The organism is Frigidibacter sp. RF13, assembly GCF_026626305.1.
Classification (GTDB): domain Bacteria; phylum Pseudomonadota; class Alphaproteobacteria; order Rhodobacterales; family Rhodobacteraceae; genus TMP-24.
Window position 1 is genome coordinate 67,225 of the sequence record NZ_JAPNUE010000002.1, and the last position, 24,991, is coordinate 92,215.

Annotated in this window: 23 protein-coding genes; 15 read left to right on the top strand and 8 right to left on the bottom strand. The window is 65.6% G+C overall.

What is annotated here, in order from left to right; all coding sequences use genetic code 11:
• Positions 1 to 21: 21 nt before the first annotated feature.
• The 6 genes from OU426_RS05970 to OU426_RS05995 are packed head-to-tail and all read left to right on the top strand — an operon-like array spanning position 22 to position 6,639.
• Positions 22 to 1,059 (top strand): rod shape-determining protein, encoded by a 1,038-nt coding sequence (locus OU426_RS05970; protein ID WP_267632989.1) that lies wholly within the window; start codon positions 22 to 24, stop codon positions 1,057 to 1,059.
• Between the two features lie 38 nt (positions 1,060 to 1,097).
• Positions 1,098 to 2,033, top strand: coding sequence for a rod shape-determining protein MreC (gene mreC, locus OU426_RS05975; RefSeq protein WP_267632990.1), 936 nt, complete (start codon positions 1,098 to 1,100; stop codon positions 2,031 to 2,033).
• Positions 2,026 to 2,622, top strand: coding sequence for a rod shape-determining protein MreD (locus tag OU426_RS05980; RefSeq protein ID WP_267632991.1), 597 nt, complete (start codon positions 2,026 to 2,028; stop codon positions 2,620 to 2,622). Before mreC ends, OU426_RS05980 begins: the two co-directional genes overlap by 8 nt.
• Positions 2,619 to 4,565, top strand: a complete 1,947-nt coding sequence (gene mrdA / locus OU426_RS05985; protein WP_267632993.1) for a penicillin-binding protein 2 — start codon at positions 2,619 to 2,621, stop codon at positions 4,563 to 4,565. The genes OU426_RS05980 and mrdA overlap by 4 nt, the downstream gene beginning before the upstream one ends.
• Entirely contained in the window at positions 4,562 to 5,701 is a 1,140-nt protein-coding gene (rodA, locus tag OU426_RS05990; RefSeq protein ID WP_267632994.1) for a rod shape-determining protein RodA, read from the top strand. The genes mrdA and rodA overlap by 4 nt, the downstream gene beginning before the upstream one ends.
• A 2-nt stretch (positions 5,702 to 5,703) precedes the next feature.
• Positions 5,704 to 6,639 (top strand): 2-hydroxyacid dehydrogenase, encoded by a 936-nt coding sequence (locus tag OU426_RS05995; RefSeq protein ID WP_267632996.1) that lies wholly within the window; start codon positions 5,704 to 5,706, stop codon positions 6,637 to 6,639.
• A gap of 2 nt (positions 6,640 to 6,641) precedes the next feature.
• Here the strand turns inward: OU426_RS05995 and OU426_RS06000 are convergent, their stop codons facing one another.
• From OU426_RS06000 to OU426_RS06010, 3 genes are read right to left on the bottom strand one after another with little or no spacing between them, the layout of a single operon-like run.
• Positions 6,642 to 7,427 (bottom strand): SseB family protein, encoded by a 786-nt coding sequence (locus OU426_RS06000; protein WP_267632997.1) that lies wholly within the window; start codon positions 7,425 to 7,427, stop codon positions 6,642 to 6,644.
• Complete coding sequence (locus tag OU426_RS06005) at positions 7,420 to 8,028, bottom strand: uracil-DNA glycosylase family protein (protein ID WP_267632999.1); 609 nt, start codon at positions 8,026 to 8,028, stop codon at positions 7,420 to 7,422. Before OU426_RS06005 ends, OU426_RS06000 begins: the two co-directional genes overlap by 8 nt.
• A 58-nt stretch (positions 8,029 to 8,086) precedes the next feature.
• On the bottom strand, positions 8,087 to 9,016 hold the full coding sequence (locus tag OU426_RS06010) for a hypothetical protein (RefSeq protein WP_267633000.1): 930 nt from the start codon (positions 9,014 to 9,016) through the stop codon (positions 8,087 to 8,089).
• Positions 9,017 to 9,131: 115 nt separating this feature from the next.
• Here OU426_RS06010 and hslV point away from each other — a divergent pair, with 115 nt between their 5' ends.
• The 4 genes from hslV to OU426_RS06030 are packed head-to-tail and all read left to right on the top strand — an operon-like array spanning position 9,132 to position 13,270.
• A complete protein-coding gene (hslV, locus tag OU426_RS06015) occupies positions 9,132 to 9,689 on the top strand; it encodes an ATP-dependent protease subunit HslV (RefSeq protein ID WP_267633001.1) in 558 nt (185 codons plus the stop codon).
• A complete protein-coding gene (locus OU426_RS06020) occupies positions 9,682 to 10,773 on the top strand; it encodes a hypothetical protein (RefSeq protein WP_267633002.1) in 1,092 nt (363 codons plus the stop codon). Before hslV ends, OU426_RS06020 begins: the two co-directional genes overlap by 8 nt.
• 3 nt (positions 10,774 to 10,776) lie before the next feature.
• Positions 10,777 to 12,078, top strand: a complete 1,302-nt coding sequence (gene hslU, locus OU426_RS06025; protein ID WP_267633003.1) for an ATP-dependent protease ATPase subunit HslU — start codon at positions 10,777 to 10,779, stop codon at positions 12,076 to 12,078.
• Positions 12,068 to 13,270 carry an alpha/beta hydrolase gene (locus tag OU426_RS06030; protein WP_267633004.1) on the top strand — a complete coding sequence of 401 codons (1,203 nt, stop codon included), beginning with the start codon at positions 12,068 to 12,070 and terminating at the stop codon, positions 13,268 to 13,270. Before hslU ends, OU426_RS06030 begins: the two co-directional genes overlap by 11 nt.
• 3 nt (positions 13,271 to 13,273) lie before the next feature.
• Here OU426_RS06030 and OU426_RS06035 read toward each other — a convergent pair whose 3' ends face one another.
• Genes OU426_RS06035 through OU426_RS06045 form a run of 3 tightly spaced genes read right to left on the bottom strand, consistent with a single transcriptional unit; the run spans position 13,274 to position 15,425 of the window.
• Positions 13,274 to 13,870, bottom strand: a complete 597-nt coding sequence (locus OU426_RS06035; RefSeq protein WP_267633005.1) for a Smr/MutS family protein — start codon at positions 13,868 to 13,870, stop codon at positions 13,274 to 13,276.
• Complete coding sequence (locus OU426_RS06040; protein WP_267633006.1) at positions 13,867 to 14,763, bottom strand: MltA domain-containing protein; 897 nt, start codon at positions 14,761 to 14,763, stop codon at positions 13,867 to 13,869. Before OU426_RS06040 ends, OU426_RS06035 begins: the two co-directional genes overlap by 4 nt.
• Positions 14,760 to 15,425: a Tim44/TimA family putative adaptor protein gene (locus OU426_RS06045; RefSeq protein ID WP_267633007.1), complete on the bottom strand. Its 666-nt coding sequence runs from the start codon at positions 15,423 to 15,425 to the stop codon at positions 14,760 to 14,762. Before OU426_RS06045 ends, OU426_RS06040 begins: the two co-directional genes overlap by 4 nt.
• A 105-nt stretch (positions 15,426 to 15,530) precedes the next feature.
• Between OU426_RS06045 and OU426_RS06050 the strand changes: the two genes are divergently transcribed.
• From OU426_RS06050 to OU426_RS06070, 5 genes are all read left to right on the top strand, one after another.
• Positions 15,531 to 16,016 (top strand): FxsA family protein, encoded by a 486-nt coding sequence (locus OU426_RS06050; protein ID WP_267633009.1) that lies wholly within the window; start codon positions 15,531 to 15,533, stop codon positions 16,014 to 16,016.
• Positions 16,017 to 16,067: 51 nt separating this feature from the next.
• The gene (gene secB / locus OU426_RS06055; RefSeq protein WP_267633011.1) at positions 16,068 to 16,571 is read left to right on the top strand and encodes a protein-export chaperone SecB; all 504 of its coding nucleotides are present in this window, start codon (positions 16,068 to 16,070) and stop codon (positions 16,569 to 16,571) included.
• Between the two features lie 3 nt (positions 16,572 to 16,574).
• Positions 16,575 to 17,096 (top strand): isopentenyl-diphosphate Delta-isomerase, encoded by a 522-nt coding sequence (gene idi, locus OU426_RS06060; RefSeq protein WP_267633012.1) that lies wholly within the window; start codon positions 16,575 to 16,577, stop codon positions 17,094 to 17,096.
• Between the two features lie 107 nt (positions 17,097 to 17,203).
• Positions 17,204 to 19,024, top strand: a complete 1,821-nt coding sequence (locus OU426_RS06065) for an autotransporter assembly complex protein TamA (protein WP_267633014.1) — start codon at positions 17,204 to 17,206, stop codon at positions 19,022 to 19,024.
• On the top strand, positions 19,024 to 22,545 hold the full coding sequence (locus OU426_RS06070) for a translocation/assembly module TamB domain-containing protein (RefSeq protein WP_267633016.1): 3,522 nt from the start codon (positions 19,024 to 19,026) through the stop codon (positions 22,543 to 22,545). The genes OU426_RS06065 and OU426_RS06070 overlap by 1 nt, the downstream gene beginning before the upstream one ends.
• Here OU426_RS06070 and OU426_RS06075 read toward each other — a convergent pair.
• Both OU426_RS06075 and OU426_RS06080 read right to left on the bottom strand, forming a co-directional pair.
• Positions 22,542 to 23,393, bottom strand: a complete 852-nt coding sequence (locus OU426_RS06075; protein WP_267633017.1) for a YihY/virulence factor BrkB family protein — start codon at positions 23,391 to 23,393, stop codon at positions 22,542 to 22,544. The genes OU426_RS06070 and OU426_RS06075 overlap by 4 nt on opposite strands.
• 150 nt (positions 23,394 to 23,543) lie before the next feature.
• On the bottom strand, positions 23,544 to 24,818 hold the full coding sequence (locus OU426_RS06080) for an ROK family protein (RefSeq protein WP_267633018.1): 1,275 nt from the start codon (positions 24,816 to 24,818) through the stop codon (positions 23,544 to 23,546).
• Positions 24,819 to 24,991 lie beyond the last annotated feature (173 nt).

The following is a 24,991-nucleotide window of genomic DNA, read 5'->3' on the forward strand; positions in this document are numbered from 1 at the left end:
TTGGGGTAGCGGAAGAAGATCATGGCAGGACTACTGGGCGGGCTGTTTTCGTCGGACATGGCGATCGACCTCGGGACCGCGAACACGCTCGTCTATGTGAAGGGCAAGGGCATCATCCTCAATGAGCCGTCTGTCGTGGCCTATCACAACAAGGGCGGCAAGAAGCAGGTTCTGGCCGTGGGCGAGGATGCCAAGCTGATGCTCGGCCGCACGCCCGGCACGATCGAGGCGATCCGCCCGATGCGCGAGGGCGTGATTGCCGATTTCGAGGCCGCGGAAGAGATGATCAAGCATTTCATCCGCAAGGTGATGCGGACGAGCTGGCCGAAGCCCAAGGTCATCGTCTGCGTGCCGCATGGCGCGACGCCGGTCGAGAAGCGCGCGATCCGCAATTCGGTCATCCAGGCGGGCGCGCGGCGCGCGGGGCTGATCGCCGAGCCGATCGCGGCAGCCATTGGCGCGGGCATGCCGATCACCGAGCCCACGGGCAACATGGTCGTTGATATCGGCGGCGGCACGACGGAAGTCGCGGTCCTGTCTTTGGGTGACATCGTTTATGCGCGCTCGGTCCGGGTGGGGGGCGACCGGATGGACGAGGCGATCATTTCCTATCTGCGCCGCCAGCAGAACCTTCTGATCGGGGAATCGACTGCCGAACGGATCAAGACCTCGATCGGTACGGCGCGAATGCCCGACGACGGGCGCGGCGCCTCCATGCATGTGCGCGGGCGCGACCTTCTGAACGGTGTGCCGAAGGAGATCGAGATCAACCAGGCGCAGGTGGCCGAGGCGCTGGCCGAGCCGGTCCAGCAGATCTGCGAGGCGGTGATGACCGCGCTGGAGACGACGCCGCCCGATCTGGCCGCCGATATCGTCGACCGGGGTGTGATGCTGACCGGGGGCGGGGCGCTGCTGGGAGAGCTGGATCTTGCGCTGCGCGAACAGACGGGGCTTTCGATTTCCATCGCCGACCAGTCGCTGAATTGTGTTGCCCTCGGCACCGGCAAGGCGCTTGAATATGAAAAGCAGCTGAAGCACGTCATCGACTACGACAGCTGATACCCCGCGCCCGTCGAAAGCCGACTGAGAGGCTGCCCGTGGCAAGAGAACGCATGAGCGATCTGGACTATCGCGGCCCGGTCCGGCGGGTGATGATCGCGATCCTTGTGCTTGTGCTTGGCGCTTTGTTCCTTCTGTGGCGGATCGACAGCCCGCGGGTCGAGCGGATGCGCAATGCGCTGATCGACCGCGTTGTCCCGTCGATGGACTGGGCCATGGCGCCGGTGACGCGGCTTGCGGGCATGATCGACAGTTTCCAGTCCTATGCGCGCATATACGAGCAAAATCAGGAGCTCAGGCGCGAGCTGCAGCAGATGCGCGCCTGGAAAGAGGCGGCGGTTCAGCTGGAACAGCAGAACGCCAAGCTTCTGGCGCAGAACCAGGTGCGGCTTGACCCGAAACTGACGTCGGTGTCGGGGGTCGTTATGGCCGACAGCGGCTCGCCCTTCCGCCAGTCGGTGCTTCTGAATGTGGGCGCGCGCGACGGGATCGTAGATGGCTGGGCGGCGATGGACGGGTTGGGGCTTGTCGGGCGGATTTCCGGCGTGGCGGAAAACACCTCGCGCCTGCTTCTCCTGACCGATGCCTCCAGCCGCATTCCGGTGACCATCCAGCCCTCGGGTCAGAAGGCGATGCTGGTGGGCGACAATTCCGCCGCGCCGCCACTCGAGTTCATCGAAGCGCCGGAACAGGTGCGGCCGGACGACCGGGTGATTTCCTCGGGTGACGGCGGAGTCTTTCCGGCCGGCATCCTTGTGGGAACGGTGGTCAAGACCACCGATAACCGGTTCCGCGTGCGGCTGGCGGCCGACTACGACCGGCTGGATTTCGTGCGCGTGCTGCGCAGCCATCCGGCCGAGCAGATCAACGAGGCGGGCGTCCTGATCCCGCCGCCCGCCACGGCTGCGCCCACGCTCTCATTTCCCGACCCGGCGGAGCTGACGCCCGCCGCGGGGGAGGCGGGCGATGGTTGATCCGCGCACGGCAAAGCTCTGGGGGTTCCGGGCGCTGTTTCTGGGGCTCGCGGTCCTCATTCTCTTCTTCCGGCTTCTGCCCCTGTCGGCCTTGCCGCAGGACTGGCCCCTGCCACAGGCTATTGTCGATCACATGCCCGGCTGGCTTTACCCGCATGACTGGCCGGGCACTGACATGCTCTTGGCGCTGACGCTCGTCTGGGTGCAGCGGCGGCCCGATTTCGTGCCAGCGCCGCTGATTGCCGCGGCTTTTCTTTTGGACGATCTTCTGACCGGGCGGCCACCGGGCCTTTGGACTTTGATCGTGGTCGCTGGCACCGAATTTTTGCGGTCGCGCGAGGCGCGGAGCCGCGACCTGCCCTTCGTCGGCGAATGGCTGATGGCGGGGGCGGTGATCGCCGCAATGGTGCTCGCGAACCGCCTTGTCCTGACGATCTTCATGGTGCCGCAGGTGGGCTTCGGCCCGGTCGTGATCCATATGGTCGCGACGATCCTTCTCTATTCGCTGCTTGCGGGGCTGATGCAGCTGACCTTCGGCCTGCACCGCGCCGCGCCGGGCGAGGTCGACAGCTGGGGGAACCGGATATGAGGCGGGCCCAGCACCTTGTCGTGGAGGCTTCGCGGCGGATGACGCGGCGCGGGTTCCTGCTGGGATCGCTGCAAGGCGCCTTTATCGGCGCGCTGGCCTACCGGATGCGGCAGCTGCAGATCGAGCAGGCGGGCGAGTTCCAGCTTCTGGCCGACGAGAACCGCATCAAGATCCGGCTGATCCCCCCGGCGCGCGGCCTTATTCAGGATCGCAAGGGCGTGCTTCTGGCCGGGAACGAGCAGAATTACCGGATCACCATCATCCGCGAGGATACCGAGGACGTGCCGGGCACCCTGGCCGACCTGTCGCGGCTCCTCGCGCTGTCGGACGAGGATATCGCCAAGCTCATCGCCGAGATCGAGAAGCGCAGCCCGACCCTGCCGATCACTATCGCCGACCGGCTGACCTGGGAAGAGTTTTCGCGCGTGGCGGTCAATGCGCCCGCGCTGCCCGGCGTCTCGACCGAGGTCGGCCTGTCGCGGGTCTATCCGCATCGGGGCGATTTCGCCCATGTGCTGGGGTACGTTGGTCCGGTTAGCGACTACGACCTGTCGAAGATGGAAAACCCCGACCCGATCCTGCAGATCCCGAAATTCCAGATCGGCAAACTCGGCATCGAGGCGAAGCTTGAAGATGTCCTGCGCGGCAGTGCGGGCGTCAAGCGGGTGGAGGTGAACGTCAGGGGCCGCGAGATGCGGGAGATTGACCGGCGCGAAGGCGATCAGGGCGCGAACGTGGTTCTGACGCTCGATGCGCGCTTGCAGAATTTCCTGATCGCGCGGCTTGGTGCCGAAAGCGCAGCCGCCGTGGCGATCGACCTTGAGGATGGCGGCATCCTAGCGATCGGCTCTACCCCCACCTTCGACCCGAACCTTTTTGTGCGCGGCATTTCAAGCGCGGATTACGCGCTTCTGACCGAGAACGATCACCGGCCTCTGGCCGACAAGACGGTGCAGGGCGCCTACCCGCCCGGATCGACCTTCAAGATGGTCACGGCGCTCGCGGCGCTCGAGGCGGGCGTGATCGGGCCGGGCGAAAAAGTCTATTGCCCTGGCTTCACCCAGCTTGGCGACCGCAAGTTCCATTGCTGGCGGCGCGGTGGCCATGGTCATGTCGATCTGGAACAGAGTCTCGAACAATCCTGCGACGTCTACTATTACGAGATCGCCCAGCGCGTCGGCATCGACAAGATCGCCGAGATGGCGCGGCGGCTCGGGATCGGTGTAAAGCACGATCTGCCGATGTCCGCCGTTTCCGAAGGGGTGGCGCCGGACAGGGCCTGGAAACAGGCCCGCTATGGCAAGGACTGGATCATCGGCGATACGCTGAACAGCGCCATTGGTCAGGGCTATGTGCTCGCCTCACCCCTGCAGCTTGCGGTCATGGCGGGGCGGTTGGCGACCGGCAAGGCGCTCTCGCCCCGGCTCATCAAGGCGCTCGACGATGTGCCGCTGACCAAGCCGGAGGCCCCGCCCCTCGGCATATCGGACGCCCATCTTGCCGCGGTCCGAGGCGGCATGCATGCGGTGCTGAACGGCAATCGCGGCACCGCTTCGGCAAGCCGCACGGTCGATGCCTCTGTGGTTATGGCGGGCAAGACCGGCACGAGCCAGGTCCGCAATATCTCGGCTGCCGAACGGGCCGCCGGCGTGACCCGGAACGAGGATCTGCCCTGGGAAAGGCGCGATCATGCGCTTTTCGTCTGCTATGCCCCCTTCGACGCGCCGCGTGTCGCCGTCTCGGTTGTGGTCGAACATGGCGGCGGCGGCTCGGCGGTGGCGGCCCCCCTGGCCCGCGACATTCTTCTTTACGCGCTATTCGACGGCTTGCCGCCGCTGGAGGTCTACCCGTCTGCCCAGCGCGAAAAGGTACGGCAACTGCTGGATACGATGCCGCTGGCCGACCCCTCGACCTTCACGACCGGGGGGATATCGCGGGCATGAGCTATCTTGACTACAGTCTCGCGACCGCGCCCGCCGGATGGCGCAAGGTCCTGCATGTCCACTGGCCGCTGGTGTTCCTGATCGGCGCGGTCAGTTCGGTCGGCTTTCTGATGCTCTATTCGGTCGCGGGCGGCGATCTGGGCACCTGGGCAGAACCGCAGATGAAGCGTTTCGCCGTCGGTTTGGTCGTGATGTTCGTGATCGGCTTTACGCCTATCAAAGTCTGGAAGGGCCTCTCGGTCGTCGGCTATGTCGGCACGGTTCTTCTGCTCGTGGCGGTGGAGCTCTTCGGCTCCATGGGCATGGGCGCCCAGCGCTGGCTGGAGCTTGGGCCAATCCGACTCCAGCCGTCGGAACTTATGAAGATCACGCTCGTGATGATGCTCGCCGCCTATTACGACTGGCTCGACCCGCGCAAGGTTTCGCGCCCTTTATGGGTGCTGATCCCGGTTCTTCTGATCCTGATCCCGGCGGCGCTCGTCCTCAAGCAGCCGAACCTCGGAACCACGCTTCTGCTGCTTGCAGGCGGCGGTGCCGTGATGCTCGTCGCAGGCGTGAGCCTTTGGTACTTCGGCGCCGTGATCGGCACCGGCGTCGGGCTTGTCTCGGCGGTCTTCGAAAGCCGAGGAACCAGCTGGCAGCTGATCAAGGATTACCAGTTCCGACGCATCGATACGTTCCTCGACCCCGCCGCCGATCCGCTGGGCGCGGGTTACAATATCATGCAGGCCAAGATCGCGCTCGGTTCCGGCGGCTGGAGCGGCAAGGGTTTCATGCAGGGCACCCAGTCGCAGCTGAACTTCCTGCCCGAAAAGCACACCGATTTCATCTTCAACACTTTGGCCGAGGAATTCGGCTTCGTTGGCGGCATCTCGTTACTGGCGCTTTATGTGCTGATCATCGGCTTCTGCTTCCTGTCGGCGTTCGGCAACCGCGACCGATACGGCGCGCTGGTCACCTACGGGATCGCCACCGCCTTCTTCCTTCTGATCGCGGTCAATATGGGGATGGTGATGGGAATGCTGCCGGTCGTGGGCGTTCCCTTGCCGCTTGTCTCGAACGGCGGGACGGCCATGATCATCCTTCTGATGGGCTTTGGTCTTGTGCAAAGCGCCCATATTCACAGGCCGAGGTAGCCATGCTGAACATCTATGTCTCTGCCGGGGCCGAGAACTGGGCCGACTACCGCGAACCGCTGGCCGCTGCTTTGGCCCGCGCCGGAATTGCGGCGCGTATGTCGGACGCGGCGCCCGATCCGTCGGCGGTCGATTACATCGTCTATGCGCCCGCAAGCGGCCTGCGCGACTTTTCTCCCTTCACCCGGGCGAAGGCGGTCCTCAGCCTTTGGGCGGGGGTCGAGAAGATCGTGCCGAACCCGACCCTGACCATGCCGCTTGCCCGCATGGTCAACAATGAACTGACCGAGGGCATGGTCGAGTATGTGGTTGGCCATGTGCTGCGCCATCATCTGGGCATGGATGCCCATATCCACGGCCAGGACGGCACCTGGCGCAACCACATCCTGCCGCCGCTCGCCCGCGAACGCCCCGTTGCGATGCTGGGTCTGGGGGAGCTTGGTGCAGCTTCCGCCCGTGCACTTGCCGCTTTGAACTTTCCGGTGATGGGCTGGAGCCGGTCACAGAAAGAGATCGCGCATGTCGACTGCCATGCGGGCGAAGCGGGTCTGGATCATGTGCTGTCACGCGCGCAAATTGCGGTTCTGCTTATGCCGCTGACGCCCGGGACCACGAACATCATGAACGCACGGCGGTTGGGGCTGATGCCCAAAGGTGCGGTAATCATCAATCCCGGGCGCGGGCCGCTGATCGACGATGAGGCGCTTCTCGCGGCGCTTGATGCTGGTCAGATCGGCCATGCGACGCTCGATGTCTTCCGGACCGAACCCCTGCCGCCGGACCATCCCTACTGGGCGCATCCGCGCGTGACGGTCACGCCCCATATCGCCGCCGATACACGCGTTCCGTCAGCCTGCGAGAAGCTCGTCGAAAACATCCGGCGCGGCGAGGCGGGCGCGCCCTTCCTCAACCTCGTCGACATGGCGCGCGGCTACTAGGCTCAGCGCAGTCGCGGCGGGCGGTCTGGATCGGAGCCGGGCGCGGCAGGTGCAGGTGCGGTTGCTGGCGCCACGGGGCGCGTCAGGATGACCGGCGCCGCGAATGCAGCAAGGTCAAGCCTCGTGCAGTCGGCCGGGGAAAGGAACAGCACATCCGCCTCGCCTGGCCCGAAGGTCAGCGCCAGAGCCTCTGCGGCGGCCTTGGCAAGCGGGCCTTCTGCCCCCGGCGCAGCGCCTTCGATCACCAGCGCCATTGCCACGCGCCCATCCCCATAGCGGACAGTCGCCAGCCAGCCGCCTTCGGCGAACGCGCCAAGACCGGACAAGGCGGCCGAAAGCGCCGCCGCCGCGTCAGGCCGCGCGGGCGCCGCCCAACCGACAGGGCGCGCGGCGCCCGCTTCGGGCTCTGCGGCGAGAAGATCGGCAAGCCAGTCGACCGCCTCGGCGTTCATCAGAAAAGCCGTCTCCTCCGATCCGAGATTCACTCCGATGCCGATCCCCTGTCCGGCCAGAAGCCCCACGATCACCCGGCCCGGCAGGGCCGCATAGGGAACCGGGCCGTCAGCGAAAGCGGCCAGCCGCTCCTCTCCATCGAAGGCCAAGACGAATTGGCCCTCCTCAATACCGGCCACGGTCGGCGCCAGATCGTCACCCTCCGGCTCCCGGTCGAGCAACAGGCACAGCTCCGCCGCCGCAAGCCGGTGATAATAAGCCCGCCGCGCCGCCTCGTCCTCGGGGCGGGTGATCATCTCGGCATGGGCGCGGTCAAGCGCGCTTGCGTCAGTCATCGGCCAGAACCTCTGCCACGGCAGCCCGGGCGCGCGGCAGAAGCTCGGCGCTGAACCATGGATTGCGTTTCAGCCAGCCGCTATTGCGCCAGGACGGATGGGGCAAGGGAAAAAGCCGTGGCGCATGGTCGCGCCAGCGGGCAACAGTGGGTGTCACGCCACCAGCGACGGCCCGTGACTCCAGATGCCAGCGCTGGGCATGGCCACCGATCAGGAAAGTGAGCCGCACCTGCGAGAGGTCTTCCAACAGCGGCGCCCGCCATGTTCTGGCGCAGATCGGCGGCGGCGGCAGGTCGGCGCCGCGCGCGTCATAGCCGGGAAAGCAGAAGGCCATCGGCAGGAAGGCCACGCGCGATCGGTCCCAGAAGGTCGCCTCATCCAGCCCCAGCCAGTCGCGCAACCGCGCGCCCGACGCATCGTCGAATGGCTTGCCAGACGCATGGACCCGCGCGCCGGGCGCCTGCCCGGCGATCAGGATGCGCGCGCCGGCCGACAGCCAGACGACCGGGCGCGGCGCATGCGCCGTCGCGGTCGCCGCGAACCGGTCGGCACACAGCCTGCAGGACGGTATCTCTTCGATCACCGGACGGGCGGGTTTCATGGCGGCAGGCTAGCGAAGCGGTCACAAACCGGCAACCAGAGGCCCGGTCACGTTCACTTCATCCCTCGACAAGCAGGTCCATCCCCAGATCGCCGAGACGCTTCATCGTCTTGACCCGGAAATCGTCACGCCCGGCATTGAGGCTCTGGCGTTGCAGATACCAATAGAGGTAGCCGTCGAAATCCGGCTGCCTGCCTTCCAGATCGGCAAGCGCCTTCTCCTCTCCGTCGCGCCAGACCGATGCGAACGGGTGGTGAAAGTCGATGCCCGCGAAGAGAAGTGCGCGCTTTCTGAAGAAGAGCGCCTCGAAGGCGACTGCGCTGTTCTCTGTCGCGACGAAATCACACCGCGCGAGCATTTCGGGGGCAGAGCTGTGGTCGACCGTGAGTTTGCCGTGGCGCGCGGTCAGCGCCGCAAGCGCGGGTCGCTCTTCCTCCGTCAGCTCATGCTTGGGGTGAAGCGTTGCAAGGATTGTGCGGCCCGGGAAGCGGGTTAGCAGCCATTCGAGCATTTCAAGCGGAGACATCGCCTGAAACGGTCGCCGGTCTAGAAGCCGCGCCTGAAGCGGCACGAAGATCACGCCGCCGCGCACAGCGCTCTCTGTCGCCGAGCCATAGAGGCGCCGCCGCCAGTAGGCGGCAAACCTTTCCGCCTCTTCGCGGTGGCGCGGATCTGGGTCGAACGCTGCCTGGGCCACCGACCAGTCCCAGCGCCGGTCGGTCCGGTCGATCTGCCAGAAGGGCGCGACATAGGCGAGGCGGAAGACCAGCGAGCGCGGGCCTTCGGGCGGTTCCATCTCGAACATCGACCAGCCGGGCAGCGCGCCGGTGGCGATCCGTTCGGCGTAATTGTTCTCTCGAAACTCAGTCTCGTAACCGCATTCCCCCAGAACGGCGGTCAGCCGGTTAAGGAAATTGTGCCGCCCGGCGCGGGCCGCTTCGAGGACCTTGGGGCCGAGGTGGATACGGACGGAACGTTCAGTTGTCATGGGCGGAACACTACCTATGCGACGCAGCATACGGCAAGCCGCAGAACCACCGCTTGCCCTGCCCGCCGCCATGACCCATATCTGGCCAGACAGAGCCCAGGACGGACGTTTGGCCATGAGCGACGAGAAATTCCCCGGTTGGCACGGGACCACGATCCTGGCGGTACGCCGGGGCGGCGAGGTTGTGGTGGCGGGTGACGGGCAGGTCAGCCTCGGCCAGACGGTGATCAAGGGCACGGCGCGCAAGGTCAGGCGGCTGTCGCCGGGCGGGCATGAGGTTGTGGCGGGCTTTGCCGGATCGACGGCGGATGCCTTCACCCTGCTGGAACGACTGGAGAAAAAGCTCGAAGCCGCGCCGGGGCAACTGTCGCGCGCCTGTGTGGAGCTTGCCAAGGACTGGCGCATGGACAAATACCTGCGCAACCTTGAAGCCATGCTGATCGTCACCGACGGCAAGGCTCTGTTCGTGCTGACCGGCGCGGGTGACGTGCTGGAACCCGAACATGACGTGGCCGCCATCGGCTCGGGCGGCAATTTCGCGCTGGCTGCTGCGCGCGGCCTGATGGCGACCGACTTTTCGGCGGAAGAAGTCGCGCGCCGCGCCATGGCGATCGCGGCCGACATCTGCGTCTATACCAACGGCAATCTGACGGTGGAGCGTATCAGTGGCTGACGAGGCGAATATCATCGGTGCGTCTGACCTGAGGGCGGCAGTACAGGCCGGCGTGATGAGTGAAGCGCAGGCGGCGGGGCTGTCGGCGCTGGCCGCGACCCGGCAGGGCAAGCGCGCCGCCATGCCCGCCGAGGATGAGCCTTTCGAGTTCTTCAAGGGTTTCTCCGAGATTTTCGTTTCGCTCGGCCTGATGATCCTTCTGTCGGGGATCTCTCTCTTGCTCGCCTGGTTCGGCGGCTTCGCGATGATGATCGCGCTGCCCGCGATCTCTGCCGCCATCGCCTGGTGGTGGGCCACCTATTTCACGCTGGAGCGGCGGATGAACCTGCCGTCGATGGTGCTGGCCGTCGCCTTCGGGACCGGCGTCTATCTGATGGTTCTGACGCTTCTTGCCAGCGGCAATCTCGCCGACCGGGGGGCGTTCGTCATTGCCAATATCGCGGCGATGGCGGCGATGGCCGTCTGGTACTGGCGTTTCAAGTTGCCCTTTTCGATGTTCATCCTCGGTGGCTTCGGGCTTCTGGCGCTCTATGGCCTGACGGCCTCGGTCGAGGCGATCTTCGACATGCGGGGCGGCATGGCGAATGGCATTTTCGACCTCAGGCAAAGCCCGCGCTTTTCGCTTGCCACATTGGGCTTCGGCATCGCGGCCTTTGTCGCGGGCATGTGGTTCGACACCCGCGACCCGCACCGGTTGGGTCGCCACGCCGCGACCGCCTTCTGGCTGCATCTGCTGGCCGCGCCTGCGCTGGTGAACACCGTTGCGCTGACCCTGATGAATATCGGCGGCACCGCTGGCATGGCGGCCACGGGCGCTGCGCTGGCGCTGATCGCCGCGCTCGCGCTCGTCATCGACCGCCGGTCCTTCCTGACGGCGGGCATCGTCTATGTGGCGCTGGTCATTTCCTGGATCGTGCGCAATGGCGCCGATGATGCCGGGCCGGGGCACTGGGCCTTCATCCTCCTGATCCTTGGCTTCTTCATCACCGCGCTCGGCACTTGGTGGGTGCCGCTGCGTGGTGCCCTGATGCGCGCGCTGCCGGATTTTCCCGGCAAGTCCAGCCTTCCCCCTTACACGGCCTGACCCATGACCAACCTGACCCCGCGCGAGATCGTCTCGGAACTTGACCGCTTCATCATCGGCCAGTCGGACGCCAAGCGCGCCGTCGCTGTGGCGCTGCGCAACCGCTGGCGGCGCAAGCAGCTGCCCGATGACCTGCGCGAGGAGGTCTATCCGAAGAATATCCTGATGATCGGCCCAACCGGCGTCGGCAAGACAGAGATATCGCGCAGGCTCGCCAAGCTCGCGCGTGCGCCTTTCCTGAAGGTCGAGGCGACCAAGTTCACCGAAGTGGGCTATGTCGGCCGCGATGTCGACCAGATTATCCGCGACCTGATGGATGCGGCCATCGTCGAGACACGCGAGCGGATGCGCGAAGAGGTTAAGGCCCGCGCCCACAAGGCCGCCGAGGACCGGGTGGTCGAGGCGATCGCCGGGGCGGACGCGCGCGAGCAAACGCGCGAGATGTTCCGGGCCAAGCTGAAGAAGGGCGAGCTTGACAAGACCGTGATCGAGCTTGACGTGGCCGACACATCCAGTCCCTTCCCGGCGATGGAGCTGCCGGGCCAGCAGGGGATGGGCATGATGAACCTCGGCGACATTTTCGGGAAAGCCTTCGGTGGGCGGCGGGTCAGGCGCAAGATGACCGTTGCGGAAAGCTACGACCTTTTGATCGCCGAGGAGGCTGACAAGCTTCTGGACGACGAACAGGTGAAAGCGGCGGCGCTGGAGGCGGTGCAGGAAAACGGCATCGTGTTCCTTGACGAGATCGACAAGGTCTGCGCCCGGGCCGAGACGCGCGGGGCCGATGTCAGCCGCGAAGGCGTGCAGCGCGATCTTCTGCCGCTGATCGAGGGCACAACGGTATCCACCAAATACGGGCCGGTGAAGACCGACCATATACTCTTCATTGCCTCGGGTGCCTTCCATATCGCCAAACCGTCGGACCTTCTGCCCGAACTGCAGGGCCGCCTGCCGATCCGGGTGGAGCTGCGGGCCCTGACGGAAGCGGATTTCGTGCGGATCCTGACCGAGACCGACAATGCGCTGACGCGGCAATATGCGGCGCTGATGGAGACGGAGGGCGTGAACGTGACCTTTACCGACGACGGTATCGCCGCGCTCGCCCAGATCGCGGCGGAGGTCAATCGCTCGGTCGAGAATATCGGCGCGCGGCGGCTTTACACGGTGATGGAGCGAGTATTCGAAGAACTGTCGTTCCATGCGCCCGACCGGTCGGGGCAGGTGGTGACGGTCGATGCCGCTTTCGTCGAGACAAACCTCGGCGATCTGGCGCGGTCGGCGGACCTCAGTCGTTATGTGCTCTGACAGGCCCTCATCGCCGCACTTCGAGCACTCTTCGGGCCGCCCGACGAGCCGCGAAGCGTACGAGGAGGCGCCCGGGAAGGCGCCCTGCCTGCTCCCGCGCCGCGCGATCCTCGCGCTGTCAGTCGCCTCGCTCGCCGCCTGTGCAGCACGCGGCGCGATCAAGATCGTGCCGGAGGCCAAGGGGCTTGGAGCGAGCGAGCAGGTCTTCATCGGCACCACGCGCGGTTTCGACGAGGAGACCGCCGAACCGTTCAGCTATCGCCGCTCGCGCACCATGCGCTATGGCCGGGTCGATGTCTCTATCCCGCCCGAGCACCGGCCGGGCGAAATCGACTGGCCAGCGAAGAAGGACCGGGCTGATCCCCAGACCGAATTCGTGGCGACCGCGCAGGAAATCTATGACGGCGCGCCGGAGTTCCGCGCCGATCTGGCGCGCGCGCTCCGCCAGAAGCGTGATGCGGTGATTTTCGTCCATGGCTTCAACAGCACCTTCGCCGAAGGGACCTACCGTCTGGCACAGCTGGGCTATGACCTGCAGATCGGCGCGGTGCTGGTCAACTATTCCTGGCCGTCCCGCGCCAGGCCGCTCGGTTATGTCTATGACCGGGACAGCGCGCTCTTCGCGCGCGACGGGCTGGAAGAGCTCATCCGTCAGGTGAACGCTGCCGGCGCGCGCCGGGTGACGATTGTCGCCCATTCGCTCGGCAGCCTCGTGGTGATGGAAACGCTGCGGCAAATGGCGATTTCGGAAAGGACGCCTGTTCTGGCCAATATCGACGGTGTGGTCCTTATGTCGCCCGACATAGACGTCGATGTATTCCACGAACAGGCGCGGCGGATCGGCAAGCTGCCGCAACCGTTCATCATCTTCACCTCGAAAAAGGACAAGGCGCTTGCACTCTCTGCGAGGCTGACCGGCCAGAGAGACCGCGTCGGAAATCTTCAGAGCGCGTCCGAGCTTGGGTCGCTTGAGGTGACGCTGATTGATACGACCGCCTATTCCACCGGCGGCGGGCATTTCAACGTCGGAAATTCGCCTGCCCTTCTGTCGATCCTGGGGCGGATTGCGGATGTGGAACTGGCGCTTGCCGCCGACCGGACCGGCAGGCCCGGACTGCTGAGCGGCGTCGTGCTGAGCGTGCAGAATGCGACCCAGATCATCCTGTCGCCGGTCAGCGCGATCGCGAACTGACGCTCAGCGGCTGCGCTTGAGATAGACGTAGTAGGCGCCCTGTCCGCCATGGCGCAGGCTCGCGGGCGCCACTTGCAGAACATGCGAGCCGACGGGCGGCAGCATCAGCCAGTGCGGCACCTGATGGCGCAGCGCGCCGATCCGGTCGGGGGCCGGGCCGTGACTGTCCTTCGCCTTGCCCTTGCCGGTGATGACGAGCAGGAACCGCAATCCCTGCGCTTGCGACGTCAGCACGAAATGGATGAGTTCGGCATGCGCCTCCGAAAGCGTCATGCCGTGCAGATCGATCCGCGCCTCGGGTGCGAGCTTGCCGCGCGCCATGCGTCCGTAGGTCTTGTGATCCATGCGCAGCGGTTCGGCCTTCAGTCTCTCGTGAGGTGTGGGTGACAGATTGTGGCCCGCAGCGCGTGGCAGCGCCCGTTCGCCAAGCGTGAAGGGCGCAAGGTCGGGCGCCCGGTGCAGCGGGGCCTTCGGCGCCACTTTCGGATGTGGCGCGGGGTCGTGCGGCAGCGGTCGCACGGGCCGGAGCGCGCGCGCCGAGGCGGCGATCTGGTTCCAGAGCTCGCGTTCCTCCGCGCTCAGATGGCGGCGGCGGCTCATGCTTTGCCTGCCTTGGGGACCAGCGGCGTCAGCCGCCCGGCGCATTTCAGGGCGCCAGCCGCCTCGCCCGCCGCGTGGCCGGTGCCAAAGAAAATATCGCCCCGCCCCGCACCCTTGATCGCCCCGCCGGTATCTTGTGCGATCATCAGATGCGCCCTGCCCCGCCATTCCACCCAAACTGGGGTACCAAGCGGGATATGGTCGGGATCGACGGCAAGCGAGCGCAGCGGCGTGACCGGACAACCGGCGGTGCCGATGGGGCCAAGGTCGGGGTCGAGATCAAGCGGGCGGAAGAAGACGAAGGAGCGGTTCACCCGCAGTAGCGCAGGTACTTCGGATGGATGGGCCGCCGCCCAGGCCCGGATCGCGGCGACGGACGCATCGCTTTGGGAAAGTACGCCACGCCGGATCAGTTCCTTGCCGATCGAGGAATAGGGCTGCCCGTTCTTTCCGGCATAGCCGAAGCGCCGCACTGACCCTTCGGCTAGCCGCACCCGGACCGAGCCCTGCACCTGCGCGAGGAAGGCCTCAAGCGGGCTGTCCAGCCACACAAGTTCCAGCCTCGCGAGCAGGTCGCCTGCCTCGATTGCCGCGCGGTCGTGCCATGGGTGACCTGAGTCGAGATCGGGAGGCATCGCGTAAAGCGGATGGCGGAACCGGCCCCCGGGCTCTGCGGAGCCCTCAAGCTCGGGCTCGTAATAGCCGGTCAGCAGGCCCTCGGCAGACGCACCGGGGCTGAAACTTTCCTGAAAGAAGGTGCGCGCCGGGCGACCGTCGGGGCGGGGCCAATGGTCGGTTTGGATGGAAAGACTTGCCGCATAGGAGGCAAGCGCGGCCTCATGGTCGTCGTCCGACCATCCCGGAAGGCCCGCCACGACTTGCGCGGAACTCATTCCCCGGTGGCGACGAGCTGCCAGTTGGGGTCATTCGCGCCCATGCGGCGCGCGAAGGTCCAGACGTCCTTCTGTTTGCGCGCATGTTTGGGATCGCCCTCGACCACCTCGCCCGCGCTGTCGCGGGTCGCGGAGATGAGTTCGGCGACGAAGCGCACCGTCACTTCCGCCTCATTCGCGGCGCGGTCGAATTCAGCTGACAGGATCGCCAGCTCGCGGATGCCGAGGAATTCGCTGGCAACCGTTAGGCGCTTGGCCTTGCGGTCCTCGATCACGGCGGCAAAGCTTGCGGCGACGTCGGGCGACAGGAAGGGGCGGATCTTGTCGAGATCGCCGTTTGCGAAGGCGCCGAGGATCATCTCGTAGGCGCCACGCGCGCCCTGAAGGAAGGTGCCGACCGAGAAATCCGGTTCGACATTCTTCATCGCCTGAAGGGCGGCGGCGCTGTCGCTGCCTTCGGGCACATGATCGGTGATATCACGGTCGGGGCCACCCTCGATCACGTCGAACCCGCGCCGGTCGCGCCGCGTCGCATCGGGCAGCGCGTCGGGCTGCGGGCGCCCCTCAAAGCCGTCGCGCGTACCAAGAACGCTCCGCAGCTTGAGGATCAGAAAGATCGCCACACCGGCAAGAACGAGAAGCTGGATGATCGAATTGTTCATGGTCTTTCCTTCGCCCCGCAACGGACGGGGTTGGTAACATCTTTCTTCCTACTTATGTATGTGAGCGGTCAGGCCAAGTCCACCTTAGGCCGGATGCGAGGAAATATGTGGCTGTTTGCGCTTTTCGTCGCGGTCCCGATGATCGAGATCGCGCTCTTTATCCAGGTTGGCGGGCTGATCGGGCTTTGGCCGACGCTGGGGCTGGTGCTTCTGAGCGCGGTTGTCGGGTCCTGGCTTGTGCGCGAACAGGGGCTTGGGGCACTTGCCGATCTGCAGCGTTCGATGAGCGAGCTGCGCGATCCGACCGAACCTTTCGCGCATGGGCTGATGATCTTGTTTGCAGGCCTTCTTCTCCTGACGCCCGGTTTCTTCACCGACATGATCGGCATCCTGCTGCTGATCCGGCCGGTGCGGGCCGCGATCCTGAGCCGTGTCGCCAGTCGCATTCAGGTGATGGGCGGGCCGCGCAGGACGCCCGAAGACCCCTATTCGGACCGGCGCGGCACGCGGCCCGATGTGGTTGACGGCGAGTTCTACGAAATTCCGCCCGACAGTCCTGGCATTCCGCCGTCGGGCTGGACGCGGCATTGAGGCTTTGCCTGCAAGCTGATAGAGCGGCGCAAACAGACCCAAGGAGACATCATGTCCGATCTCGGCAACGGCGCCGCGCCGCAGGTTCCCCAGCAGCCGAAGCTGCAGGTCCTCGGCCAGTTCATTCGTGACCTTTCCTTCGAGAATGTGGTGGCGCAGAAGGGCATTTCGTCCAGCGACGTCCAGCCCGACATTCAGGTGCAGGTCAGCCTCGACGGTCGCGCCCGCAGCGTGGCGCACCAGTTCGAGGTCTATGTGAAGATCAAGGCGACCTCGACCAACAAGGCCGATCAGGCGCCGCTCTTCATCCTCGAGATCGATTATGGCGGAATTTTCCAGGTCGAGGGCGTGCCGGACGAGCAGATGCACCCGTTCCTGATGATTGAATGCCCGCGGATGCTCTTTCCGTTCATCCGCCGCATCATCTCGGACGTGACGCGCGACGGCGGCTTCCCGCCGCTGAATCTCGATCAGATCGATTTCCTGGCGCTCTACCGGCAAGAGGCCCAGCGCCGCGCGGCGCAGCAGCCCGCCGAAACCCCGACGCTTTCCTGAACCATGCCGGGCGCCCCGATCGCCGCCTGGGAGGGCGGCATTCTCGCGCCCCATGACAAGATCGACGTGCACCGCCGTGGCCTGCGCCATCCGGCGGTGTCCGTTTTTCTGACGGTGGGCGAAGAGGTCCTGCTACAACGCCGGGCTCTGGGCAAGTATCACACGCCGGGGCTTTGGGCGAACAGCTGCTGCACGCATCCGCACTGGCGGGAAACGCCCGAGGCCTGCGCCCGCCGCCGCGTGCGTGAGGAGCTGGGGGTCGAAGTCGGCGCGCTTCACCCTCGCGGAACGGTCGAATACCGCGCCGATGTGGGTGGCGGCATGGTGGAACATGAGGTGGTCGAGGTCTTTCGCGCACCCCTAGACCACAAGCCCCGCCTGGCGCCCGATCCGGCAGAGGTGATGGAGTGCCGATGGGAACCCATTGAGGGTCTTTCGGTGCTGATCGACGCGGCACCCGAAACGTTCACGCCCTGGCTCAAGATCTATTTGCGCGACCATTTCTCCGAGATCTTCGGGAACTGAGCACACGCTCAGCAGTTGAGCCGATAGGCGCCGTCCCTCGCCACTGTCACTGGCAATCCGGTTCAGTTTGCGGCAAGGAAAGAGGGTGCTGTCACCCGGGGTTCAAGTTGCGTCGCGCTGCCTGCCTTTCCGTCTGCCTTTGCCTCGCCGTTGCGGGGCTTCAGTCGGTGGCGCCGACACGCGGGCTGGCGGCAGAGGAGATGATCGGCTTTGCCGCGCCCGGGGCAGACAAGACGCTGACACGCGCCCTGATGTCGGCTTCACTTCTGGTTGCGGCGGGTCGCGAGGGCACGACCGACCCGCAGGATATCCTGGCGGCAGCCTTGAGCGATTATGCCCGCCTGACGAAGGCTTTGTATGCCGAAGGTTATTACGGCGGCGTGATCCACATCCGGATCGACGGGCGCGAAGCCGCGGATATTCCGCTGCTCGACGCGCCGACGCACATTGATCATGTGTCCGTTACCGTTACGCCCGGTCCGCCGTTCCGGTTCGGCGCCGCCCGGATGGCGCCCTATGCGCCGGGCACCGACCTGCCGCCGGGTTACCGCGACGGCCAGATCGCCCGCGCCACCGCGATCGGCGAGGCGGCCGAGGCCGGGATCGCCGGCTGGCGGAAGCTTGGCTATGCCAAGGCGCGGGTCGCGGGCCAGGACATCACGGCAGATCATGCCACCGCCCTGATCGACGCACGCCTGACGCTGGCCTCTGGTCCGCGCCTGACCTTCGGAGCGCTGGAAATCGAGGGGATAGAGCGGCTGCCGCGCCACCGGGTGGTGAAGATCGCGGGCTACCGCCAAGGTCAGGTCTTCGATCCGGAGGTGCTGGAGAAGATGGCCTCGCGCCTGCGCCGCACCGGTATCTATCGCAGTGTATCCGTGCGCGAGGCAGCAGAGCCGAACCAAGACGGCACGCTCGACATCCTGCTGGAATTGGATGAGGAGGTCCTGCACCGCTTCGGCTTCGGCGCCGAAGTGAATGGCAGCGATGGCGCGAGCCTTTCGGCCTTCTGGCTGCATCGCAACCTCCTCGGCGGCGGCGAGAGGCTGAGGCTCGACGGGCTGATCAAGGGCATCGACGGGGATGCAGGCTTTACCGAATACGAGCTAGGCGCCCGGATCGAGCGGCCGGGCACGCCCTTCACCGACAGTTCAGTCTTTGCCGAAACCCGGTTCGACCGGGTGGAGATCCTCGATCTCGACATCCGCAGCCTGACCTTCAGCCTCGGTGCGATACGGACCGTCACCGACGATCTGACGCTGGAGGCCGGGCTCTCCTACCAGATCGCGTCGATCGAGGATTCGACCTTCCGGCTCGACTACCGTCTGCTCGCCCTGCCGGTTTCGCTGGAATGGGATCGGCGCGGCGACAAGCTCGATCCGGTGGACGGCTATTACCTCAAGACGAGTGTGACGCCTTTCGCGGGTTTCGGGACAGCGGATTCCGGCACCGGCCTGTCTGCCGACGCGCGCTATTACAAAGGGTTTGGGGCGCGCGACCAGTTGGTGTTCGCGGGCCGGGTCCAGCTGGCGACAACGCTTGGCACATCGCTCACCAATACCTCGCCCGACTATCTCTATTATTCCGGCGGCGGCGGCACGGTGCGCGGCCAGCCGTTCGAATCGCTTGGTGTGCCGGTCTCGGCAGGCGGGTCGAGCTATCTGTCGGGCGGCCTCAGCCGGATTGCGCTGTCAGGCGAGATACGCGGGCGGATCAATGATCGGGTCGGCGCAGTGGCCTTCTACGACGCGGGCTATGTGAGCGATGCCGAATGGTTCGGCGGCAACAGCGAGTGGCAGAGCGGCGCGGGCCTCGGCCTGCGCTATGATACGGGCTTCGGGCCGGTGCGGCTGGATGTGGCCTTTCCGCTCAGCGGATCGACGGGCGACGGCATGCAGGTCTATGTCGGCATCGGGCAGGCCTTCTGATGCGGCGCTGGGTTCTGGCATTGGCCTTGCTTCTCACCGGCGGTCTTGCCGGGGCGCAGGAGGCGTCAGAAAGCGACAAGGACTTTTTGACCGGCTTGCTGGAAGGCCAGCTTTCGGGTGCCGGTCGCACGGTGACCATCTACGGTTTCGCGGGCGCCTTGTCGTCGCGCGCGACCTTCGACCGGCTGGCGATTGCCGATGCCGAGGGTGTCTGGCTCACCATCGAGGATGGCGCGATCCAGTGGAACCGTTCGGCGCTGCTGTCCGGCCGGGTCGAAATCGCGGAACTGTCGGCGGCGCGGATCGACCTGATCCGCAGCCCGAAAAGCGAGGACACGACCGCCGAGGCGCGGTCCTTCAAGCTGCCCGAGCTTCCGGTTTCCGTCTCTATCGGCGCGTTGTCGGCCGCCGACCTCAGGATCGGCGCCGCCGTCCTGGGTGAAGAGGCGCGGGTGTCGGTGACGGGCCAGGGCCAGATCGCCAATGGCGAGGGCACCGGCGCGCTGGCGCTTCGCCGGATCGACGGGCGGACGGGAGACATGACCCTGCAGGCCGCCTATTCCAACGCCGAGGAAACCGGCACGATCGACCTTCTGGTCAAGGAAGGCGAGGGCGGCATCGCCGCGCGGATGCTCGACCTGCCAGGCCTTCCGTCGCTGCAGCTTGCCCTGCACGGTTCGGGCGGGGCAGCAGATTTTCGCAGCGATCTGGTTCTGTCCACGGACGGAGTATCGCGGTTTTCAGGCACGATAGAGACGAAATCGCCGCCGAACGCCAAAGGCGTGCGAAGCTTCGCCGCACGCCTTCAGGGTGACATCTCGCCGCTTCTGCAGCCCGACTATCGCCCCTTCTTCGCGGGCGAGACCCGAGTTGAAGCCGATGGCGAGACGCTTCTGAATGGCGAGAAGCGCCTGAGCCGTCTTGTTGTCGAGTCAGCGGGCACCGACCTGTCGGGCCGTCTGAACCTGTCGGCCGACAACCTGCCGCTGGCCGCGGCGTTGACCGTCAGGCTGGGTCTTCCCGATAGTGCGCCGCTGCAGCTGCCGGGGTCGGAGACGACAGTGAAAAACGGCGTGCTGAAGCTGCGCTACAATGCGGCGGCCGGGGAAAGCTGGGCGCTCGACGGTGCGCTAGAGGGGCTGGCGACCGGGGCAGTGACGGTCGGGTCAATCACGCTTGACGGTCGAGGCACACTTTCGGGCGTCGCGGCGGAAGCGACCGGCGCCGCGCAGCTGGACGGCCATATCAAGCTTGACGCCACTGCCGTCGCGCTGAGCGACCCCGCTCTTGCGGCCGCGCTGGGCGACCGGTTGAGCGGCGCCTTCGACCTGCGCTGGCAGGAAGGCGCGCCCCTGCGCTTGACCAAGCTCGACCTGCGCGCCGGGGATATGACCGTAAAGGGTGATGTCGATCTGGTGACCGACGGCCTTGACCTCGCTGCCGATGGCAGGCTGTCGCTTATGGTTCCGGATATGGCCCGCTTTTCCGCGCTCGCGGGGCGGCAGCTCGGCGGCAAGGCAGACCTGACGGTCGCGGGTAACGCGAACCTTCTGTCGCGTGCGTTCGATATGCAGGCGACGGCCAACGGGCAGGATCTGTCAGTGGATCAGCCGATGGCAAACCGGTTGCTGGCCGGGCGATCGACAATCGAGGTCGACGCGCGGCGCGACGAGACTGGCATAGCGCTTGAGGATTTTAGGGTTAGCGCAGCCAATCTGCGGCTGTCTGCGCAAGGGTACCTGGATTCGAAGGAGACCGGCCTTCGCGCCGAACTGGATTTCCCCGATCTTTCGGTCCTCGGGCCGGGTTTCTCGGGGGCGCTGGCCGCAGAGGCCGATCTTTCCGGTCCGAACGGATCGCGGCGGCTGCGGTTGACTGGCACGGCCGATGGTCTTGTCCCCGGCAGCCCTACCTTGGCGCCCCTCTTCGCCGGTCGGACGGCGATTAGCGCCGAGGCAGTCGAGCGGGAAGACGGGTTTGCACTGGCGAAGCTGACATCAGATGGCACCCTTCTGTCTGCCGATCTGGCCGAGACGGAATCTGGCCGCTATGCGGTCAAGGCGCGGCTTGCCGATGTCGCCGCGCTTGCGCCCGGCCTTGCGGGGCCGCTTGATGCCGCGGGCACCGCGGCCCTGAGGGGTGGGCGGGTCACTCTTGACCTTTCGCTCACGGGCCCCGGAGCCATGCGCGGACATGTCACGGGCGGGATTGCGACCGATCTGTCGGACAGCGATCTTTCCTTGACGGGGCAGGCGCAGCTTGCACTGCTCAACCGCTTCATCGCGCCCCGCAGCATCGACGGCGGGGTGGCTTTCGATCTGGCGATGCGTGGCGCGCCGGGCCTGTCGGCCCTGTCGGGGCGCATCACGGCCTCGGGCGCGCGGCTTTCCTCGCCCGCAGACAATCTGGCGCTGGAAGGGATTGCGCTTTCCGGTGCGGTGTCCGGCGGACATGCGGTCGTCACAGGCAGCGGCACGGTTCGCGGCGGCGGCGGCTTCAGCGTTAAAGGCGATCTGGCGCTCTCGCCGGATGCCGCATCGCACCTTGCTGTCGCGCTTGACAATGTCACCTTCAGCGACCCGTCGCTCTATTCGAGCCGTCTCAGCGCCGATCTGACCCTTGACGGACCGCTCGGCGGCGGCGCGGTGATCGGCGGACGGGTCGTTGTGCATGAAAGCGAGATCCGCCTCTCTTCGGCGCTGTCCTCGGTCACCGCCGACCTCGACGTGCGCCATGTCAACGGTAGTGCCGATACGCGTGCCAGCCGCCGCCGCGCCGGGATGGACCGGCGAACCGCTGGACCCGGGGGCGGGTCCGCCGGGCCGGTCTACGGGCTTGACCTCACCATTTCGGCGCCCGCGCGGATCTTCGTGCGCGGCCTCGGGCTCGAGGCCGAGATGGGCGGCTCGCTTCTCCTCGGCGGCACGACCGCCGCCGTCATTCCGGCGGGGCAGTTCGAGCTGATCCGCGGCCGGCTTACCATACTCGGCAAGCGCTTCGTGCTGGATCGCGGCATCGTGCAGCTTCTGGGATCGTTCATCCCCTATGTGGAGTTCACCGCACTTTCCGACAGTTTCGGCGCGACGACAACCATCCTTTTGGAAGGCCCAGCGAACAAGCCGGAGATCCATTTCACCTCGACCAGCGGCCTGCAGGAAGAAGAGGTTTTGTCGGAACTTCTCTTCGGTAACAGCATCTCGAAGATTTCCACGTTCCAGCTTCTGCAGCTTGCAGATGCCATCGCCACGCTGACCGGCCGGACAGATGAGAGTGTGGTGGTCAAGCTGCGCAAGTCGATTGGCCTCGATGATCTTGACATCACCGCCGACGAAGATGGAAAGGCGGCAGTGAAGGCCGGGAAATATCTGTCGGACAAGACCTATTCAGAGATTTCCATCGGCCAGGACGGCAAGAGCAAGGTCGAGATCGAGATCGACCTGAACCGCGACCTGACGCTCAAGGGCGCCGTCGGCACCGATGGCCAGACCGGGGTCGGCGTCTTTTTCACCAAGGATTACTAGGCGCGCTTCAGGCGGGCGATTTCGGCGTTCAGGACCGCGCCGAACAGCACGATATAGGCAGAGAGATAGAGCCACATCATCAGCGCGATCACCGCGCCGATCGAACCGTAGACTCGGTTGTAGCTGTTGAAATTCTCGAGATAGAGCGAAAAGGCAAAGGAAACCGCTGCCCAGAGGAAGGCCGCCACGAGGCTGCCCGTTGAAACCCAGGAGTGACGCGCACCCTCACTTGTCGCACCCCATCGGTAGAAAAGGCCAAGCGTTACCTTCACCACGATGAAGAGCACGATCCAGGGAACGAACCGAAGGACGATCGCACCCGCTGACCCGAGCGGCACGAAACTGAGGGCAACCGGCACCGCCACGGCCAGGACAAGCGCTGCGAGGATGAGAACGATGAGAGACAGTGTCAGCGCGAGCGACCCGAAGATACGTTTCAGGCTGGGTCGATGTCGGCGCGCCTGAACCGCGTTGAGGCCCGATATCAATGCGGCGACCGCGGAATGCACAGAGTAGAAGGCGATCACGATCGGCAGCGCAGCAGCCCAATGCCAGCCGCTCGCATTGGCGCTGATCAGCCCGTCAAGCTGCCCGGCAATCAGCGAATAGGCCTCGTCAGGAATGACACCATGTATCGCCTCCATATAGGACGATACGACAGCGGGGTCGGCGAAGATGCCCCAGATGGCGATGGTTGCGGCCATGCCCGGAAAGATCGCGAAGATCGAATAGAAGGCGACGCCCGCGGCGATCAGGCCGAGATGTCGCTCGTCGAGAGCGCGCCAGACGGCGGCGGCGAGGTGCCGGAAGCCGGGTTCGTTTGCCTTGTTCGCCGGATCATCTGCCATGGCGCAACCATAGCGCCCGGTGCGGGCGGCTCCAATGGTCTTGGCGGCACCGGCTTCCCGGTGGTGCCGAAATCTTTCAAAGATTTCGGACCGGACCCTTCGAAGGGTCCGTCCGGATTTCGTGCCGAAATCCGGCGGCGGTCGGTGAGGTCAGGCGGCCAGATCGCGGGTCGCGCCGAGAATGTTCTCTGTCACCTGCGCCAGTGCCAGCGCCGCCGCGCCATGCGCCCAGAGGAGATCGCCCCAGGCGTGGATCTCGATCTTCGGCAGCGGCTGGCCGGTGTTCAGCGCCATCGCCCGCATCTCGGCCAGCGTTTCGTTGGCATACAGGTAGTCATAGCGCATCCGCTCGCCCGACAGGATGATCAGCTCGGGGTCGAAAAGGTTGATGACATTGGCGAGGCCCAGCGCCAGATAGCGGCCGGCCCGGTGAAAGATCGACCGCGCCGCGCCATTGCCGGCCTTGGCGTGGTCATACAGGCTCTCCAGAAGCTGGTTCACCGGCTGCGCCTCACGCCCGCCCCAGTTCAGCGCGGTCGTCGCCTCTCGCGCCAACGCATAGTCGGCGACATAGGCCTCCAGGCAACCGCGCTGGCCGCAGCGGCAGAGCGCGCCGTCGAGTTGCACCTTGGTATGGCCAAGCTCCATCCCGAGGCCCTGCGCGCCGCGATAGATGCGGTGGTTCAGAACAAGGCCCATGCCCACGCCATGCTCGATGGTGACGACAGCGAAATCCGACAGTCTGCGCCCGGCGCCGAACCACAGTTCGGCCAGCGTCACGAGGTTCGCGTCATTGTCGACATGGACATTCAGTCCAATGCGCGAGGCGACCGCCTGACCAAGCGGCACTTCGCGCGCGGACAGGATCGGCGACCAGTGGACGACGCCGCTCTGGCTGTCGACAAAACCCGGCACGCCGAGGCCGACGGCAGAGAGGGCGGCGCGGTCGATGCTCGCCTTGCCGCAGACCTCGATCAGCAGCGTTTCGGTAGACTCCACGATCGCCGCCAGCTCCAGCGGGCCGGGTCGGCGCGGTACGGCAACATCGGCCAGCAGGTTTCCGGCGAAATCGACGATCACAGCGGTATGTTCGCGGTCCGACAGCTTGATACCCGCGACGTAATGAGCATCCGCTCGGACGCCCAGCGCCACTGCCGGGCGGCCCCGCCCACCATCGCCGCCGCCTGCAGTCGTCTCTTCCAGAAGGCCAAGCTCAATGAGTTCCGAGGTAAGCGTGGTGACGCTCGCCGGGCTGATCGCCAGTTCGCGCGCCACCTGCACACGCGGTATCGACCCCGCCGCACGCACCCGCTCGAATATCTGCTGGCGCAGCGGGCGGCCGGATTCGGACAGGGGTGGAATCAGCGGGCCGCAGCCCGCCTTTTCCGTCCCCATCCGCTTGCGGCCGACTCGCTGCGCCGTCATTTGTTCTTCTCCCGAAGAAAATTTCTGCTGATTTGCGCCCGTTCAACCGATTTTACGGGCCTCTCCGCACTGTTTCTTGCCCTTCAGGCCCTCGAACAGACATTGAGTGATGTTTTTTAATTTGACAACTGAATTTATTGGCGCCAATTTTGCTGCATTCGGCCAGTCGCCGA

Bases quoted from the DNA above. Each gene is read 5' to 3' on its own strand.
- OU426_RS06000 (WP_267632997.1), bottom strand. From the start codon at position 7,427: ATGACTGACGCAAGCGCGCTTGACCGCGCCCATGCCGAGATGATCACC.
- rodA (WP_267632994.1), top strand. From the start codon at position 4,562: ATGAGCTATCTTGACTACAGTCTCGCGACCGCGCCCGCCGGATGGCGC.
- OU426_RS06005 (WP_267632999.1), bottom strand. From the start codon at position 8,028: ATGAAACCCGCCCGTCCGGTGATCGAAGAGATACCGTCCTGCAGGCTG.
- OU426_RS06035 (WP_267633005.1), bottom strand. From the start codon at position 13,870: ATGAGCCGCCGCCGCCATCTGAGCGCGGAGGAACGCGAGCTCTGGAAC.
- idi (WP_267633012.1), top strand. From the start codon at position 16,575: ATGCCGGGCGCCCCGATCGCCGCCTGGGAGGGCGGCATTCTCGCGCCC.
- OU426_RS06080 (WP_267633018.1), bottom strand. From the start codon at position 24,818: ATGACGGCGCAGCGAGTCGGCCGCAAGCGGATGGGGACGGAAAAGGCG.
- OU426_RS06010 (WP_267633000.1), bottom strand. From the start codon at position 9,016: ATGACAACTGAACGTTCCGTCCGTATCCACCTCGGCCCCAAGGTCCTC.
- OU426_RS06050 (WP_267633009.1), top strand. From the start codon at position 15,531: ATGTGGCTGTTTGCGCTTTTCGTCGCGGTCCCGATGATCGAGATCGCG.
- secB (WP_267633011.1), top strand. From the start codon at position 16,068: ATGTCCGATCTCGGCAACGGCGCCGCGCCGCAGGTTCCCCAGCAGCCG.
- OU426_RS06045 (WP_267633007.1), bottom strand. From the start codon at position 15,425: ATGAACAATTCGATCATCCAGCTTCTCGTTCTTGCCGGTGTGGCGATC.
- OU426_RS06070 (WP_267633016.1), top strand. From the start codon at position 19,024: ATGCGGCGCTGGGTTCTGGCATTGGCCTTGCTTCTCACCGGCGGTCTT.
- OU426_RS06030 (WP_267633004.1), top strand. From the start codon at position 12,068: ATGTGCTCTGACAGGCCCTCATCGCCGCACTTCGAGCACTCTTCGGGC.
- OU426_RS06040 (WP_267633006.1), bottom strand. From the start codon at position 14,763: ATGAGTTCCGCGCAAGTCGTGGCGGGCCTTCCGGGATGGTCGGACGAC.
- OU426_RS06075 (WP_267633017.1), bottom strand. From the start codon at position 23,393: ATGGCAGATGATCCGGCGAACAAGGCAAACGAACCCGGCTTCCGGCAC.
- hslV (WP_267633001.1), top strand. From the start codon at position 9,132: ATGAGCGACGAGAAATTCCCCGGTTGGCACGGGACCACGATCCTGGCG.
- OU426_RS05995 (WP_267632996.1), top strand. From the start codon at position 5,704: ATGCTGAACATCTATGTCTCTGCCGGGGCCGAGAACTGGGCCGACTAC.
- OU426_RS05970 (WP_267632989.1), top strand. From the start codon at position 22: ATGGCAGGACTACTGGGCGGGCTGTTTTCGTCGGACATGGCGATCGAC.
- hslU (WP_267633003.1), top strand. From the start codon at position 10,777: ATGACCAACCTGACCCCGCGCGAGATCGTCTCGGAACTTGACCGCTTC.
- OU426_RS05980 (WP_267632991.1), top strand. From the start codon at position 2,026: ATGGTTGATCCGCGCACGGCAAAGCTCTGGGGGTTCCGGGCGCTGTTT.
- mrdA (WP_267632993.1), top strand. From the start codon at position 2,619: ATGAGGCGGGCCCAGCACCTTGTCGTGGAGGCTTCGCGGCGGATGACG.